Source organism: Mycobacterium syngnathidarum (genome assembly GCF_001942625.1).
In the GTDB taxonomy this organism is placed as follows: domain Bacteria; phylum Actinomycetota; class Actinomycetes; order Mycobacteriales; family Mycobacteriaceae; genus Mycobacterium; species Mycobacterium syngnathidarum.
Genome location: NZ_MLCL01000033.1, coordinates 61,097 through 77,690, shown reverse-complemented (window position 1 = coordinate 77,690; position 16,594 = coordinate 61,097). Strand labels below are relative to the sequence as shown.

Here is a 16,594-nt window from a genome sequence, read left to right as displayed (position 1 = left end):
GATACTCGAATCAGCGGTGCCGTCGCGGTAGCAGCGCGATCAACCCGGCCCGCGTGGACACTCCGGTTTTCGCCATGGCGCGATAGATGTGCCCCTCGACCGTGCGCACCGATAGACGCAAGCGGTCGGCGATCGCCCGACTCGACAGCCCGGCACCGACCAGCATCGCTATCTCCCGTTCGCGGTCGGTCAACGGCAGGCGTCCCGCGGCGGCGAGCACCGCCGGGGTCGCCGCGCCACCGCAGGCCTGCGCCAGCTCCGCAGCCCGGGTCGCCGAGGCCATCGCCGATCCACGCATGGCTTTGCGGCGATAGGCCACGGCAGCCAATCCCGCCGCGTCCGCCGCGGCCACCAGATCACCGAAAGCCTCGAATTCACTTGAGACCGTGATCAACCCGTCTCCATCGTCACAGGAAAGGGCACGGGACAGCGCTGCGGCCGCCCCGACCCGCGGCCCCTCGACCAGCCCGGTCAATTCTTCGAGCCGATGTGTGCGCGAATGGTCGCCGAACTGTGCTGCGATCTGCAGGCACCACACCTCGGGCGCCAGTTGCCCGTTGGCACCGGCGGCATCGGCCGCGGCATGCGCGATCTCGATGGCCTCCGAGACCGCACCTTGGGTCGCTGCCATCCACGACCGCACCAGCGTGTGCTCGTAGGCGAGATAGCGCCAACTGGCATGACGGCATTCTTCGAGTTCGGCCAGGGCCGCGTCATCGGCCAGACCGCGGATGGCCAGGGCCGTGACCCGGGGCAGGTGAAAGCGGTAGCTGAACCCGTTGGCCTCACCCGCCGCCCGCATCACCTCGACCGCCGGATCCAACTGTTCGGCTGCGGCGCCAAGGGCACCGGCTGCAGCGGCAACTCGGCCGGCCAGCGCGGCTCCCAACAGTTGTGCCGCGCCGGGTCGCTCGGCGGCTCGGCGGCTCAACTGCTCGGCCTGCTCACCCGCCTCACGGATCCGCCCGGCCAACAACAGCGCCCCGATGTGGGCATCGGCGATGACGAACCTGGTGTGCGCGGCGTCGAAGGAGCTGTCCGTGATGCGGTAACCGACGTGGGCCGCCGTGACGGCCTCGTCGGCGCGGCCGGCATCGCCACCCGATGCGGCCACCGCCCATGCGGTCACGGCGCCGACGATGGCGGGCAGCGCGTCCAGATCCAGTCCGTCGGAAGCTGTCGCGGCCCGTCCAGGATCGCCCATCGCGGCCCCATACACCGTGTAGAACGCGTCGATGGCGGCACGGGACCCTGCCGGGATGTCCGCGGCCGCATCATCGATGTACCGCTTGGCGCCGGTCGGGTCGGCCAGCGACCACAGCATGTTCGACGCCCGCAGGAACGCCAACCGGGCCCGCCCGTCGTCGGTGAGCTCGGAGGTGTCGATGGCGTCGAGCTCAGCGTTCGACTCCTCGCCCCGGCTGAGCCACGACAAGGCATGGGCGCGAATAAAATTCGCTTCGGCGCCCGCGCCGGCCGCGATCGCCCCCTGCGCCAGTCGGTCGGCCAGGGCCAGATCGGACAACCACACCGCGCCCTGTGCTGCGCGGGTCAGCAACTCGGGATCGGGCGCCAGATCCGAGTCGAGCATCAGGGTGGCCCGCCGGACCACGACCCGCATGGCGTCGCAGTCGTCCCGGTTCCCGAGGGCATTGGCCACCAGCCCGCGCAGCCGACGCAAGCGGGAGCCCGGTGCCCGATTGCGTCGTACCTCCGCATACAGCGGGTGGGCGACGCGGACCTCTTCGTCGACGGCATCGATGGTGATCAGACCCCGCATCTCGGCCGCCGCCACTGAATCGCCATCAGTGATCGCGGTCAGCCGATCCAGTTGAAGCGGCTCTGCGACCGCCAGGACGTCGACCACTTCGCTGACCGCCGGCGGTAGCGCACCGATCCGCGTCTCGATCAGTTCGACCAAGCCGGGCGGCATCACCGGGTCACCGCTCCACCGCCAGCACCTATCCCCGCGGGCAAGCCGCCCCTGAGCGACCTCCTGTTCGACGATGTTGCGCAGGTAGAGCACATTGCCCCGGGTGAGCCGCCACAACCGTTGCGCCGCTTCGGTATCGAGGGGTCCACCGAGCGCGGCGGTCAGCAACTGCGTCGATTCGTCGCGGGACAGCGGCTGCAGGTCCAGCCGCTCGAACCGGCCGCGATCACATGCCGCCAGCACCTCGGCCGGGATCGGCATACCGGTGCGCACGGTCAGCAGGAGCTTGGCGGCCCGACGTTGCACGATCTGCTGCAACACGAAACCTGACAGACCATCGAGCAGGTGCGCGTCGTCGACGCAGACCAGCACCGGCCGGCCGTCGGACGCGGAGGTCAGGCCGTCGAGCACCCGGCCCACCAGCGCCGCGCTGTCGGCGTCCGATGTTCCCACCCACCGCGCGAACGTCCCCAGCGGAAGGGCCTGAGCCGCTGATGTGCCCACCGCCCAGCGCGTTTCACGGCCACCGGCGCCCGCTGTCGAAAGTGCTTCGCGGGCGATACGGCTCTTGCCGACACCGGCAGTCCCGTAGATCACGATGCCGGACAGTTCGGTGGAATCCAGCGCGGTGTCGATCAGCCGGGTCTCCTCCAACCGCCCCGTCAGCGGCCAAGCGAGTCGCACGCATCGAGATTAGGCCGAGGCCCGGTCGTTAGCAGCGTTAACGACGAACTTCGACACTGCCTGAATGCGGATCGACCCGAAGCGTGCTCAGCGGCCGGTCGCGCCGTCGATCAGTTCGCGCAGAATGTCGGCGTGACCCGCGTGGCGGCCGGTCTCTTCGATCATGTGGGTGAGTGCCCAACGGACGCTGGGCGCGGGCCGTCCGGCATGCGGCCGGGGAACCGGCGCCGCGAGGTCGGTGCAGCCGTCGAGCACCCCGTTGGCGCGCTCGACGGTGTCGCGGTAGCGGGCCACCACATCGGCGACGGTGTCCGACGGTCCGACCGCGAACGTCGCAGGCCAGTCGGTGACGTCCTCACCGAGGAAGATCCAGCGTTCGACGTTGGTCAGGTGATTCAGCACACCGAGCAGCGTCGTGCCCGACGGCACCGGAGACGACCGGGCCATTGGCTCAGGCACACCGTCGACCTTCGCGGCGATCGATGTGCGGAGGTAATCGAGAAACCCACGGAGAACCTCGGTTTCGCTGTTCCCGGTCCGTGGCGGCGGATTGTCGTTCCTCCTGCGCTGGCTTGTGTGCACGATGCCCAGTATCAGCGCGACTGCCTCTTGAGGCATGGATCTTGCTGTCCGGGCAAAACGCGGCTCAGCCAGCTAGCGCCTGGCGCGCATACGCCCGGACGTCGGCGTCACTGTCCTCCAGCGCTACGGTGAGAGCCTGGCGGGCGGTCGCCTCCGAGTTCGCCCACCGGCTCAGGCTCGGCACCGCAGCTTCCGGGGGACCCCGGCGCGCAGGGTGGTCAGTGTCGGTCGATGCAACCCGGTATGCCTGGCCGTCGCCGACGCGCCGGAAACTCAGCAGATGCACCGTGACTGCCCGGACCACCTTCGGCAGCGCTACTGGACGGGCTTCGGACTGCGATGACACACAATCACGACAAGGGGCGATTCACGGGCGTCGCAGAGCGGCGAAATGGCCGTCTTCGCAGGTTGACTGAATGCGCTGCCGACCGACGTTGTGCACCTGACGAAACCGTCGTCGCGGCTCGCATTGCGCCACCACGACGCTGACGAGAATTCACAAATCGCGATGATCGAAACTTTGGCCACTGTGGCCACACCGGTCCCAAACTGCGATTTCTTGTCGGCGCATAGAACTAGTGTTCGATATATGAAGGTCGGCTTGGCCCACACCCGCGAGGCGGTTCAGACCGCGCTGGCCGGCCACCGCGCCGCGACCGCGGCACTGGTCGACGTTGATTTCAGCGGACTCGACACCGAGGAGTTGTTGGCCATCCAGTCAGAACGCGAGCAGCAGGCCCGCACGCAGGCCACGATCGATCACCGCATCCAGGCCGCCCTGATGGCCCGCACCAGCCCGCATGAGATCGGCGGCAAATCCTGGACCGATGTTCTTGCCACCCGGATGCGCATCAGCCGCAAGGAAGCCTCACGCCGCATCGCAGCAGCTGAGGACCTAGGTCCGCGATACAGCCTCACCGGCGAGGTGCTGGCGCCGGCGCTGCCCGCCTGCGCCCACGCGCTGAGGTCCGGATCGATCAACACCGAACACATCACGATCATCGGCCACACCGTGGCCAAGGCCGAAAAATACGTCAGCACAGCCGAACTCGCACAGATCGAATCCGACCTGGTGGCCGCCGCGATCCGTGATACCCCCGAAACACTGAAAGCCGCCGCCGACAAACTGCTGTATCTGCTCAACCAGGACGGCGACTCGCCTGATGTCGCCGCGCATCTGCGCGGGCTGCGGATCGGCAAACAAGACGCCGACGGGTTGGTGCATGTGCAGGGTTGGCTGGACCCCGAGACAGCGTCGTATCTGACCACGGTCACCGGCGTGTGGGGCGCCCCCGGCATCAACAATCCCAGCGACCCCGAACCGGTCCACAACCCGACACCCAACCCACTCGACATCCCCGACACCGATGAGTCCGAGGTCGTTGATCCGGAGATCTCCGGCGCCGACACGGGCCCAGAGCAGCAAGACCGGCTGCACCAGCAGGCCGCCGCCGACCGTGACACCCGAACCCAGGCCCAGCGCAACCACGACGCACTCAAAGTCGCACTGCGCGAACTGCTGATGTCAAAACGGCTCGGCCAGCATGGCGGTCTGCCGGTCACCGTGGTGGTCTCCACGACCTTGGCCGAGCTGGAAGCCGGCGCCGGAATCGCGGTCACCGGTTCGGGTATCCGACTGCCGATGAAAGACCTCATCAGGTTGGCATCGCACAGCTTCCACTACCTGATCATCTACGACCACTACACCGCCGAACCGCTCTACATGGCCCGCACCAAACGGTTGGCCACCAAAGCACAACGCCTGCTGCTCTACAACCGCGACCGAGGCTGCACCCGCCCCGGCTGCACCGCCCCGGCCGACCACTGCCAGGTCCACCACGCCAAAGCCGACTGGCAACACGGCGGCAACACCGACGCCCCCGACCTCGCACTGAGCTGCGGACCCGACAACCGCCTGGTCGGACTCGGGTGGACCACCAGCGTCGACCCCGACACCGGACGCATCCACTGGCACCCACCACCCCTGATGAACACCGGCCAAGACACCGTCAACCACCACTTCCACCCCGAGGAGCTACTCGTTCCTCCGGACCCGAGCGGTTGACAGCACCAACGCGCCGCCCACGCTCGCCGCTAGATCGTCGTCCGGCTGACCGTGACCGGGATGCCATTGAGCGCACCGTTTCCGGACGGCTCGTCGATGAAGTCGGGCAGCGACAAGATGTTGGTGTTCACCCCGGGTGAGGCGTTGGCAACGCCGAGCCGGGTTCCGGGCCGGCCGTGGCCCCAGCCGTGCGGCATGGACACCACGCCAGGCTTGATCGCATCGGTTACTTCGACTGGGACGACGACCTTCCCACCGGCCGAAGCGACTTCGGCGTCCTCGCCGTCGGCGATGCCTCGCGATGCCGCATCCCGGCTGTGTATCAGCAAGGTGCACCGGTCGCGTCCCTTCATCAGGGAGCCGACGTTGTGCAGCCAGGAGTTGTTGGACCGCAGGTGCCGCCGACTCACCAAGACCAGTTCGTCGGGGGCCCGATCGAGTCGGCCGGCCAGCCGCGGCAGGTCGTCGAGGAGGTATTGCGGCGCCAGCCGGATCTTCTTGTCGGCGGTGCCCAGCACCTCCGGCACCCGAGGCACCATGGGGCCGTAGTTGATTCCGTCCGGGTGCGCCTTGAGCTTCTCCAAGGTCAGGCCGTCCGGGTTTTCGCCGTACCGGTCGCCGAATGCGGCGGTGCGCAGCGTCAGATCGAGCATCCGCTCGGGCCCGCCGTGGTCGTAGTGCTTGCGGATCTCGGCCCCGTCGAGCCCCTGGGTGAAGCACAGGTAGTCGAACCAACCGTCATCGAGCGCGGCGATGTCGACATCCTCGGCCGGGGTGCCGGTGCACAGCCCGGTCAGCCGGATCAGGATCTCCCATTCCTCGGGGGCGTCGGGATCCTCACGATGGAACACCGGCGGCGAGTACCGGGCGAAACTGTTGATCGCGGCACCCAGCAACAGGTCGGCGGAGTGCGGCTGCTCGAGCGCCGAGGCACCCGGAAGGATGACGTCGGCGTGCCGGGTGGTCTCGTTGAGCCACAGGTCGACCGAGATCATCGCGTCCAACTGCGGCAGCGCCTCGTCGAGTCGGTCACCACCCGGGGTGGACAGCACGGGATTTCCGGCCACCGTGATCAGGGCCTTGATCTGCCCTTCGCCGGGGGTGGTGATCTCTTCGAGCATGCACGACACCGGCACCTGGCCGAGCACCTCCTTGGCCCCGCGCACCCGGGTGCGGTAGCGACCGAAATTGGGTGCCCCGTCCTCCAGCCCGGGGATCGGCTGGCTGGTGACCGTCCAAGCGGTCGGGGTGGCGAACATGGCACCGCCGGGGGTGTCGAAGTGTCCGGTGACGATGTTGACCACGTCCACCAGCCAGCTGGCCAGGCTGCCGAACTCCTGATTGCAGGTGCCGATCCGGCCGTAGACCACCGCACGCGGCGTACCGGCCAGTTCGCGGGCCAAGCCGCGTATCCGGTCGGCATCGATACCCGTTGCGGCTGAGACTCTTTCGGGCGACCACTCGGCCACCGCCCGCTGCAGGGTCGAGACCCCGTCGAGGTGGTACTCCAGGTCGCCGAGATTGACCAACCCTTCGTCGAACACGGTGTGGACGATCCCGAGCAACAGCGCAGCGTCGGTACCGGGCGTGATCGGCAACCATTCGTCGGCCTTGGCCGCGGTGGGGGTGCGCACCGGGTCTATCACGATCACCTTGCCACGCCGACGGATACCCGCGATGATGCCCATCACGTCGGGGGCGGCCAGCAGCGATCCTTGCGAGGCCGCGGGGTTGGCCCCCATCACCACCAGCAGATCGGTGCGCTGGATGTCCGGGGTCGGAAAGGCCCACCAGCTGCCGTACATCAGGTGCGACGACAGGTTCTTCGGCCACTGGTCGATGGTGCCGGGCGAGTACGTGATCGGCATACCGGAAAGCCCCAACAGGACCGCCGAGTAGCGCGACAACGAAAACGAGTGTGCCAGTGGGTTTCCGGTGTATGCCGCGACCGCGCCGATGCCGTACTTCTCGATGACGGGAGCGAGCAGTTCGGTGCAGCGCCGGAATGCGGTGTCCCAGTCGACCTCGTGCCATTCGCCGGCCACCTTGATCATCGGTCGGCGGATGCGGTCTGGGTCGTCGTGTAGCGCGGCCAGGGACGCACCCTTGGGGCAGATGTGCCCCGCACTCCACTGGTCGGACTTGTTCGGCCGAACGCTGGCCACCGCACCGCCGGAAACCTGAATCTCCAAGCCGCACATGGCCTCACACAGCGGGCAGGCGTGCAGGTGCAGGCCGTCCTCACCGATGTTCGCGATTTGTCTCGGCTCGTGTCCCATCAGCGGCCTCCGATGTTGTTACGTGTGGCAACACACGTAACAACATCGTGGCACTGCACAGCGCCGATGATCCCGATGTTCGGGACACATCTTCGGGTCCTACTGTTCGGGCCGGTCCTGAACCGCACCCTGCACGGCGGCAGCGGCAGCACGAATCTGCGGGGTCACCAGCATCACCTGGCCCAGCACGCCGTTGACGAATCCGGGTGACTCATCGGTGGACAGCTCCTTGGCCAGCTCAACGGCTTCGTCCACCGCGACAGGCTCGGGTACGTCCTCGGCGTGCAGCAGCTCCCAGACCGCCACCCGCAGGATGGCACGGTCCACGGCGGGCAGCCGCTCCAACGTCCACCCCTGCAGGTGAGCCGAGATGAGATCGTCGATGTGGGCGGCGTGTTCGGTGACACCGCGGGCCACCGACACCGTGTAGGGGTTGAGGGGGGTGACCTCGGCCTGGTCCTCGGCCAGCGCGGCCCGGCCGTCGGCCACCGCCTCCGGCGTCAGGCCCCGTGCCTCGGCCTCGAACAACAGATCCACGGCGCGCTTGCGGGCCTGGTGCCGGCCCCGGTCGCCACGGCGGTCAGGCATGGTCAGCCATTCACGCGGCCCAAGTAGCTGCCATCGCGGGTGTCGACCTTGAGCTTGTCGCCGGTGTTGATGAACAGCGGCACCTGGATCTCGGCGCCGCTCTCCATCGTCGCGGGCTTGGTGCCTGCGCTGGAACGGTCACCCTGCAGGCCAGGCTCGGTGTGGGAAACCTCGAGCTCGACGGATACCGGCAGCTCCAGATACAGCGGGACACCGTCGTGGAAGGCGATCTGCACCGGCAGGCTCTCCAGCAGGAAGTCGGCCAGCCGGCCGACGAGCGCCTCGGACAACGGGTGCTGGTTGAAGTCTTCGGAATCCATGAAGACGAAGTCGCTGCCGTCGCGGTACAGATAGGTGGCATCGCGGCGGTCCACGGTGGCGGTCTCCACCTTCACGCCGGCGTTGTAGGTCTTGTCGACGACCTTGCCGGACACCACGTTCTTGAGCTTCGTCCGCACGAAGGCCGGCCCCTTACCCGGTTTGACGTGCTGGAATTCGACGATCTGCCACAGCTGTCCGTCGATCTGCAGGACGAGCCCGTTCTTGAAGTCGGCAGTCGATGCCATGAGGGTGTAGCTCCTAAGCTTTTGTCACAAAATGGCCAGTTCCTTGGGGAACCGGGTAAGCAGGTCGGGTGCCGCCTCTCCGACGACCAGGGTGTCCTCGATCCGGACACCGCCGCGATCGGGCAAGTAGACACCTGGCTCAACGGTGACCGCAGAGCCAGCAAGCAGTGTACCGGCGGCGGTGGCGTTGATTCCCGGCGCTTCGTGGATCTGCAATCCGACGCCGTGCCCGAGACCGTGTCCGAAGTTGTCGCCGTACCCGGCGTCGGCGATGACCTGGCGCGATGCGGCATCGACCGTGCTCAGCGAAACGCCGGGAGCCAGCGCGTCACGGCCGGCTCGCTGTGCGGTGGCCACCAGGTCGTAGATGTCGCGTTGCCACTCCGCGGCGGGGCCCAGCACGAACGTGCGCGTCATGTCGGAGTGGTAGCCCTCCACCAGGGCACCGAAATCGATCTTGACGAAATCGCCCGCGGCCAGCACCGCATCGGTGGGCCGGTGGTGCGGGATGGCCGAGTTCGCGCCCGTCGCCACGATCGTCTCGAAGGACGGGCCGTCGGCGCCGTGGCGCAACATCAGCGCTTCCAGCTCGTTGCGCACCTCGCGCTCGGTCCGGCCGGGCCGCAACCCACCGCGCTCCAGCAGATCCGTCAGCGCCGCATCGGCAGCCTCGCAGGCCAACCGCAGCATGGCGATCTCACCGGCGTCCTTGATCTCGCGCAGGGCCTCCACGGTGCCCGCCGCGCGCACCCAGTCGACGGTGTCACCGGCGGCCTTCTGCATCGCCGCGAAGGCATCCACCGTCACCACGTGGCTCTCGAAACCCAGCCGCAGCGCCCCGCAGCGCGCTGCGCGCCCGGCCAGATGCGATCCGCAGGCCCGTTCGATGACGACTTCGGCATCCGGGGACTGCTGCGCCGCCTGTGTGCGGTAGCGCCCATCGGTGGCCAGCACCGGAGTGGCGTTCTCCGCGAGGATCAGCAGGGCCGCGTTGGAACCGGTGAATCCTGACAGATAACGCACGTTGACCAGGTCAGTTACCAACATCGCGTCCAGACCCCGCTCGGCCAGCCGACGGCGCAGCCGGTCCCTGCGCTGGGAAATAGTCACGGTCTGTGACGCTACTCGCTACAGTGTGCCTCCATGAGCAAGTGGTTACTGCGCGGAGTGGTGTTCGCAACAGCGATGGTCATCGTGCGCTTACTGCAGGGAGCACTGATCAACGCCTCGCCGGGTAACGCCACCTGGTTCAGCCTGGGACTGGTCACGTTGTTCGGGATCGCGGTGCTGATCTGGGGTCTGGTCGACGGCCAGGCCGACGCCCGCGCCAATCCGGATCCGGACCGTCGTTCCGACCTCGCGATGACCTGGCTGATCGCCGGCTTGTTCGCGGGCATCGTCAGCGGCGCGGTGGCATGGTTCATCGGCCTGTTCTACAAGAGCCTCTACACCGATGCGCTGCTGAACGAGGTCACCACCTTCGCGGCATTCACCGCGCTGCTGGTGTTCCTGCTCGGGGTGGGCGGCGTGACGGTGGGCCGCTGGCTGGTGGACCGCAAGGCCCCGCCGATGCCACGTCAACGCCACCACGGCCTGGCTGCCACCGCCGAAGACCGCGCTGACACCGACGTGTTCGCCGCGGTGACCGCCAACGGTGCCGCCGAAAGCACCGACGACACCACGCAAACCATCGAGTACCCCGAACAACCCAAGCAGTAGCGAAACCGGCCCGCGAGGGCTTGCCTCAGATTCAGGCGCGGGTGGCGTGGGCCGTCAGGTCCGCGCCACTTCTGCGTATGCAGCCGCCAACAGTGACGGATCCGGGCCCTCGAGACGACCCGGCTTGGCCAGCCCGTCGAGGACGACGAAGCGCAGCACTCCCGAACGGTTCTTCTTGTCGCCTGCCATGTAATCCATCAATTGGGGCAGCGCGTCGCTGTCATAGGTGACCGGCAGGCCGAGCGCGGTCAGCACAGCGCGGTGCCGGTCGGCGGTCTCGTCGTCGAGACGCCCGGCCAGCCGGCCCAGTTCGGCCGCGAACACCAATCCCACCGAAACCGCGGCACCGTGACGCCACTTGTAGCGTTCGCGGCGCTCGATGGCATGCGCCAGGGTGTGGCCGTAGTTCAGGATCTCGCGCAGAGCCGACTCCTTCTCATCGGCAGCAACCACCTCGGCTTTGACCGCGATCGCGCGGCGGATGAGCTCGGGCAGCACCGTGCCGGTGGGGTCGAGGGCCGCTTCGGGGTCGGCCTCGATGAGGTCGAGGATCACCGGATCGGCGATGAAACCGGCTTTCACGATCTCGGCCATTCCGGCGATGATCTCGTTGCGCGGCAACGTTTCCAGCGTCGCAAGGTCGACCAGGACCGCGGCCGGCTGGTGAAACGCGCCGACGAGATTCTTGCCGGCGTCGGTGTTGATCCCGGTCTTGCCGCCCACCGCTGCGTCGACCATGCCCAGCAGCGTGGTCGGCACGTGCACGATGTCCACACCGCGTAACCACGTCGCCGCAGCAAAGCCCGCAACGTCCGTTGCCGCTCCCCCGCCCAGGCTGACCACCGCATCTTTACGGCCAATACCGATGCGGCCCAACACTTCCCAGATGAAACCGACCACCGGCAGTTCTTTGCCCTCCTCGGCATCCGGGATTTCGATGCGGTGGGCTTCAATTCCCTTGTCGGCCAAGTGTTGCCGGACGGCCTCGGCCGTCTGGTTCAAAACCGGCTGATGCAGGATCGCCACCTTGTGCCGACCCTCGAGGGTATTGCCCAGTTCGCCGAGCAGGCCGGTTCCGATGATGACCGGGTAGGGCCGGTCCACCAGTACCTCGACGATTACCGGGTCAGTCATCATTACGCTCCGCTTTGCGAGCGGCCAGGGCCGCGGGGGTGGGTATCGATTTCGGTTCGGTGCCGGCCGCGGCGGTGCCGCCGGTGGGCTCGGAGCCGGACGGCGATTGCGCGCCCGGCGCACGCCGCCACGGCGGGCGCCGCCGGCGCCGCTTGGCGGCCCGCGATGTCGGGGGCTGCTGCTTCTGGGGCTGCTTCTGGACCGGGGGGTTCTCCAAACGCGCGACGATCGTGCGCACCACCGCGCCGGGGTTGCGCCGGTTGGTGTTGATCCGCATGGTCGCGACCCGACGGTACAGCGGTACCCGTTCGGACATCAGCGCGCGGTACTTCTCGGCCCGGTCGGGGCCGGCCAGCAGTGGCCGGACGGTGGAACCGCCGGTGCGGCGGATCCCCTCGGCCGCGCTGATCTCCAGATAGACGACGGTGTGCCCGGCCAGTGCCGCGCGCACACCAGGGGTGGTGACAGCGCCGCCCCCCAGAGACAGCACCCCGTCGTGGCCGGCCAGCGCCGAACGAATGACCTCTTCCTCGATCCGGCGAAACTCCGCCTCACCGTCCGTGGCGAAGATGTCGGCGATGGTGCGGCCGGTGGTCTCCTCGATCGCCGCGTCCGTGTCGAGCATCGTGAGGTTCAGCGCCTTGGCCAACCGGCGGCCGATGGTCGACTTGCCCGAACCCGGCAGGCCGACCAGTACCGCCTTGGGGGCCATCAGCCCAGGGCCTGCGCCGCCGGCTCGCGCTCGGCGACGGCCCGCAGGTAGGCGTCGATGTTGGCGCGGGTCTCGGCCAGCGAGTCCCCGCCGAACTTCTCCAGCACCGCGCGGGCCACCACCAGCGCGACCATGGTCTCCACCACCACGCCGGCGGCCGGTACCGCGCACACGTCGGACCGCTGGTGGATGGCGACGGCTTCTTCACCGGTGGCCATGTCGACGGTGGCCAGCGCCCGGGGAACGGTCGAGATGGGCTTCATCGCGGCCCGGACCCGCAGCGCCTGGCCATTGGTCATGCCGCCCTCCAGGCCACCGGCCCGGTTGGTGGAGCGCAAGATTCCGTCTGGGCCGGGGTACATCTCGTCGTGGGCCACGCTGCCGCGACGCCGGGCGGTTTCGAATCCGTCGCCGATCTCCACACCCTTGATCGCCTGGATCCCCATCACCGCGGCGGCGAGCTGGCTGTCGAGGCGGTTGTCACCGCTGGTGAACGAGCCCAATCCGATGGGCAGGCCTTCGACCACGACCTCGACGACACCGCCGAGGGTGTCGCCGTCCTTCTTGGCGGCCTCGATCTCGGCGATCATCGACGCTTCAGCGGCTTCGTCAAACGCCCGGACCGGGCTCGCATCGATCTTTTCCAGGTCGGAGAACTGCGGCGGCGGGCCGGCGTACGGCTCGGACGCGCCGATGGAGATGACGTGCGAGACCACCTCGACACCGAGTGCGGCCCGCAGGAAGGCTCGGGCCACGGTGCCTGCCGCCACGCGGGCGGCCGTCTCACGGGCGCTGGCGCGTTCCAGGACCGGCCGGGCATCGTCGAAGCCGTACTTGAGCATGCCGGCGTAGTCGGCATGCCCGGGGCGGGGACGGGTCAACGGGGCGTTGCGCGCTGCACCTTCTGCGGCAAGCTCGGCTTCGTCGACCGGGTCCGGAGACATCACGGTCTCCCACTTGGGCCATTCGGTGTTGCCGATCTCGATGGCGATCGGCCCGCCCAGGGTGGTGCCGTGACGCACCCCGGCCAGCATGGTGACCTGGTCCTGTTCGAACTTCATCCGGGCACCCCGGCCATAGCCGAGGCGACGACGCTTGAGCTGTGCCCCGATCTCCTCGGAGGTGATGGGCACGCCGGCAACCATCCCTTCGAGCATGGCCACCAGGGCGCGGCCGTGGGATTCACCAGCTGTGGTCCAACGCAACACGGGTGTCATTCTCCCACGTCGGGGTTTGCCTCCCGAAATCCGTGGTCATCTCCGGCCGATGTTGGCTTGTGTGCCACATTCCGGCGATTCTTCGCACACGAGCCGACACCCGACCACGGCTAGACAAGCACCAGGCTGACCGCCACCGCGCTGGCAAGACACATCGATGGGCCGTGCGGCACCGTCGGGATACCGCGCACGGCCGCGCCCAGTGCCAGGCACGCGGTGAGCAACGGCGCGGCCAGCGCCGCCAACAACCACACGTCCACGCCGAACGCCCCGGTCATCGCACCCAGTCCGACCGCGAGTTTCACGTCGCCGCCGCCCATCGACCGCGGCGAGACCACATGCACCACCAGGTAGAGCGCGGACAACGCGGCAGCACCGGCAGCCGCTGCGCCACCGCGCCCGGCTGCCGCCGCGATCCCCAGAACCAACGCCGCCCCCGGCATCGTCAGCCAGTTCGGCAGCCGCCGTTCGGCGATGTCGTAGCCACTCAGCACCAGCAGCCAGACGCCCGCGATCGCCGCTGTCCCCGCCCCCATCCATCGAGGCTAAGGCCGCAGCAGCGCGTCCCTCATCGCATCTTTGGGTGCCGGCATCCCGGTGAACTGCTCCACTTGCGCGAAAGCCTGATTGAGCAGCATCTGCAATCCGTTGATCGCCTCGCCCCCTGCGGCTTCTACGGCCGCGGCCAACGGCGTCGGCCACGGGTCGTAGATGGCATCGAGGACCCGCGGCACCGCGGCGAGCGTGCCCGCGTAGGCGGCGGCAGCGTCGGCCGGGATGGTGCTGACCGCCGCGTCGGCCGCAGCGACCGCATCGGTCAAGGCGCTGCTGCCGATGTCGCACCAGCTGGCCTGCGCACCGCACCGGCCGGCCAACTCCACCAATCGCGATGCCTTGCCCTCGTCGCGGGCCACGATCGTGATCCGCTGAACCCCCAGCTCGGCCAGCGCCACCACGGCTGCCGGGGCGGTGCCGCCGGATCCGATCACCAGTGCAGCGGCACCGGCGGCGCCGAGCGCTCCGATGACACCGTCGATATCGGTGTTGTCGGCGCGCCAGCCGCCGGTGGGCATCTGCACCAAGGTGTTGGCCGAGCCGACCAACTGGGCCCGGTCGGTGCGCTGATCGGCGAACTCCAGGGCGGCGAACTTGCCCGGCATGGTGACCGACAATCCGACCCACTCGGGGCCCAGGGCACCCACCAGGCCGGGCAGTTGTTCAGCCGTGCACTCTATGCGTTCATAGGTCCATGACGGCAGGCCCAGCGCCCGGTAGGCGGCCAGATGTAGCTGCGGCGAGCGGGAGTGGGTGATCGGCGAGCCCAGAACAGCCGCGCGGCGGCCTCCGCTGTCTCGGCTATCTCGCACTGTCGAGGACACCGTTGTGTTGTGCCTGTTCGATATTGGCCAGGTGTTGCTCATAGTCGCGGGTGAACAGCGTGGTGCCCTGCAGATCGATGGTCACGAAGTACAGCCAGTCCCCGTCCGCCGGACGCTCGGCGGCGGCCAGGGCATCGGCGCCAGGTGAGCAGATCGGCGTCTGTGGAAGTCCTTGACTCATGTAGGTGTTCCAGGGGGTGACCTCGGCCCGGTCTTCATCGGTGGTCGCCACTTCCTGGCGATCCAGCGGGTAGTTCACGGTCGAGTCGAACTCCAGCTTGCTGTGCTCGGCGAGCCGGTTGTAGATCACCCGGGCGACCTTGGCGAAGTCCTGTGGTTTGGCTTCGCGTTGCACCAGGGATCCGACGGTGAGGATCTGATACGGCGACATCTGCATTGCCGCGGCGGTGTCGAGCAGACCGCTCTGGGTGTAGACGGTGGTGCTACCTGCGATCAGATTGGACAGGATGTCCTGCGCCGATCCCGCGGGATCGACATTCCAGGTGCCCGGTGCGATCAAGCCCTCCAGCCGCCGATGGTCGTTCGGCATCGCGGCGACCGGAGCGGCCGCCCAGTCGGGCACCGCCAGCGCGGCCGCGGGTGCCGTCTGTGCGGCCGCCCGCAACGCGTCGACCGGGACGCAACGCTTCTTGCCGTCGAGCTCGACGCAGGAGGCCTTCGAGATCAGCGTGAAGATGCCGTCGGTGACGGCCTTGGTCTTCACATCGGAGGTGTCGTCGAGCTGACGTCCCTCCGGGATGGTGAGCTTGCCCACCCGGCTCTCCGGATCAGCCAGCCGCTCAACGGCATTGGCCGCCGGGATCTCGGTGCGCACCTTGTAGAACCCGGGCTGGATCGCCGAGATCGCCTCGTTCTTGTGCGCCGCGTCGACGAAGGCCTTGACGGTGGCGACGACTTTCTTGCCCTGAAGGGTCTTTCCGATGGCGGTCGTGGAATCGCCGTCGTGAACCTGGACCACGACGTCGGCCACACCGTCACCCGCGTAGTCGTTGGCGCTGCCGGACATGCTGTGCCACAGCTTGGAACCCAGGAACACCGCACCGATGATCACCACGATGAGTGCGGTGATAGACAAGCCCCTGGTGGCGCGTCGCCTGCGGTCGTTGCGGGCCTTGCGAGCCCGCTCAGCCTTGCTCAGCCCACGTCGCGGTGGTCCGATCGCCTCGGGCTTCGCTTTGTCGGCACCCCACTTCTCAGCCATCCATGCCCTCTCCGCGCGCAGCCAGGGCCGCACGTCGCTGATCCAGCCAGCTCTGCAAAATGCCCACCGCAGCGGCCTGGTCGATCATCGCCTTCTGTCCCTCTGCCCGAACCCCCGCCTCGCGCAACGACCGCTGAGCCGTCACAGTAGTGAGCCGCTCGTCGGCCAATCGCACCGGTATCGGAGCGATTCGACGCGCCAGCAGCTCCGCCATCTCGATGGCGTCGAGAGCTGAGCTGCCGGCTCGGTCGGCGAGTGTGCGCGGCAGCCCCACCACCACCTCGACCGCCTCGTACTCGGCGACCAACTTCACCAGTCTGCGCAGGTGCTTGCCCGAGCGGTCCCGCTTGTCCCGCTGGACGGTCTCGACCGGGGTGGCCAGTATCCCGTCGGGATCACAGCTGGCCACGCCGATCCGCACGGTCCCGACGTCGATGCCGATGCGGCGCCCGCGGCCGGGGTCGTCGTCCCCCGGACGGTCCGGTAGGCGGTCGTCGACCGTGTCGGACACGAA

At 68.1% G+C, this 16,594-nt stretch carries 15 protein-coding genes and 1 pseudogene; 2 read left to right on the top strand and 14 right to left on the bottom strand.

Annotated elements, in window-relative coordinates; all coding sequences use genetic code 11:
• Nucleotides 1-10: 10 nt before the first annotated feature.
• From BKG60_RS10885 to BKG60_RS10875, 3 genes are all read right to left on the bottom strand, one after another.
• Entirely contained in the window at nucleotides 11-2,617 is a 2,607-nt protein-coding gene (locus BKG60_RS10885) for a helix-turn-helix transcriptional regulator (RefSeq protein WP_070943640.1), read from the bottom strand.
• 87 nt (nucleotides 2,618-2,704) lie between these two features.
• Nucleotides 2,705-3,235 (bottom strand): DinB family protein, encoded by a 531-nt coding sequence (locus BKG60_RS10880; protein ID WP_070943639.1) that lies wholly within the window; start codon nucleotides 3,233-3,235, stop codon nucleotides 2,705-2,707.
• A 28-nt stretch (nucleotides 3,236-3,263) separates the two neighbouring features.
• A complete protein-coding gene (locus tag BKG60_RS10875; RefSeq protein WP_239251744.1) occupies nucleotides 3,264-3,545 on the bottom strand; it encodes a hypothetical protein in 282 nt (93 codons plus the stop codon).
• Between the two features lie 243 nt (nucleotides 3,546-3,788).
• Here BKG60_RS10875 and BKG60_RS10870 point away from each other — a divergent pair, with 243 nt between their 5' ends.
• A complete protein-coding gene (locus tag BKG60_RS10870) occupies nucleotides 3,789-5,264 on the top strand; it encodes an HNH endonuclease signature motif containing protein (RefSeq protein ID WP_070943637.1) in 1,476 nt (491 codons plus the stop codon).
• Between the two features lie 29 nt (nucleotides 5,265-5,293).
• Here the strand turns inward: BKG60_RS10870 and BKG60_RS10865 are convergent, their stop codons facing one another.
• From BKG60_RS10865 to BKG60_RS10850, 4 genes are all read right to left on the bottom strand, one after another.
• On the bottom strand, nucleotides 5,294-7,543 hold the full coding sequence (locus tag BKG60_RS10865) for a molybdopterin-dependent oxidoreductase (protein WP_070943636.1): 2,250 nt from the start codon (nucleotides 7,541-7,543) through the stop codon (nucleotides 5,294-5,296).
• 99 nt (nucleotides 7,544-7,642) lie between these two features.
• Nucleotides 7,643-8,131, bottom strand: a complete 489-nt coding sequence (gene nusB / locus BKG60_RS10860; RefSeq protein ID WP_070186875.1) for a transcription antitermination factor NusB — start codon at nucleotides 8,129-8,131, stop codon at nucleotides 7,643-7,645.
• 2 nt (nucleotides 8,132-8,133) lie between these two features.
• A complete protein-coding gene (gene efp / locus BKG60_RS10855; protein WP_070186876.1) occupies nucleotides 8,134-8,697 on the bottom strand; it encodes an elongation factor P in 564 nt (187 codons plus the stop codon).
• Nucleotides 8,698-8,721: 24 nt separating this feature from the next.
• Complete coding sequence (locus tag BKG60_RS10850) at nucleotides 8,722-9,807, bottom strand: aminopeptidase P family protein (RefSeq protein WP_075909639.1); 1,086 nt, start codon at nucleotides 9,805-9,807, stop codon at nucleotides 8,722-8,724.
• A gap of 33 nt (nucleotides 9,808-9,840) precedes the next feature.
• On the opposite strand from BKG60_RS10850, the gene BKG60_RS10845 reads away from it, so the two are divergent.
• Nucleotides 9,841-10,416 (top strand): B-4DMT family transporter, encoded by a 576-nt coding sequence (locus BKG60_RS10845; RefSeq protein ID WP_070186878.1) that lies wholly within the window; start codon nucleotides 9,841-9,843, stop codon nucleotides 10,414-10,416.
• A gap of 54 nt (nucleotides 10,417-10,470) precedes the next feature.
• On the opposite strand, the gene aroB is transcribed toward BKG60_RS10845, so the two are convergent.
• The 7 genes and pseudogenes from aroB to ruvX all read right to left on the bottom strand — a co-directional run bounded on the left by aroB (nucleotide 10,471) and on the right by ruvX (nucleotide 16,591).
• Complete coding sequence (aroB, locus tag BKG60_RS10840) at nucleotides 10,471-11,550, bottom strand: 3-dehydroquinate synthase (protein WP_070943633.1); 1,080 nt, start codon at nucleotides 11,548-11,550, stop codon at nucleotides 10,471-10,473.
• 205 nt (nucleotides 11,551-11,755) lie between these two features.
• Nucleotides 11,756-12,262, bottom strand: a pseudogene (locus BKG60_RS10835) (shikimate kinase); the annotation flags it as partial.
• Nucleotides 12,262-13,470 carry a chorismate synthase gene (aroC, locus tag BKG60_RS10830; RefSeq protein WP_075909646.1) on the bottom strand — a complete coding sequence of 403 codons (1,209 nt, stop codon included), beginning with the start codon at nucleotides 13,468-13,470 and terminating at the stop codon, nucleotides 12,262-12,264. The pseudogene BKG60_RS10835 and the gene aroC, both read right to left, overlap by 1 nt.
• Before the next feature lie 119 nt (nucleotides 13,471-13,589).
• Nucleotides 13,590-14,015, bottom strand: coding sequence for a prepilin peptidase (locus tag BKG60_RS10825; protein WP_070943631.1), 426 nt, complete (start codon nucleotides 14,013-14,015; stop codon nucleotides 13,590-13,592).
• 9 nt (nucleotides 14,016-14,024) lie between these two features.
• Complete coding sequence (locus tag BKG60_RS10820; RefSeq protein WP_070943630.1) at nucleotides 14,025-14,858, bottom strand: shikimate dehydrogenase; 834 nt, start codon at nucleotides 14,856-14,858, stop codon at nucleotides 14,025-14,027.
• Nucleotides 14,836-16,080: an endolytic transglycosylase MltG gene (locus BKG60_RS10815; protein WP_070943629.1), complete on the bottom strand. Its 1,245-nt coding sequence runs from the start codon at nucleotides 16,078-16,080 to the stop codon at nucleotides 14,836-14,838. Before BKG60_RS10815 ends, BKG60_RS10820 begins: the two co-directional genes overlap by 23 nt.
• Nucleotides 16,073-16,591 carry a Holliday junction resolvase RuvX gene (gene ruvX / locus BKG60_RS10810; protein ID WP_070943628.1) on the bottom strand — a complete coding sequence of 173 codons (519 nt, stop codon included), beginning with the start codon at nucleotides 16,589-16,591 and terminating at the stop codon, nucleotides 16,073-16,075. Before ruvX ends, BKG60_RS10815 begins: the two co-directional genes overlap by 8 nt.
• Nucleotides 16,592-16,594: the final 3 nt, after the last annotated feature.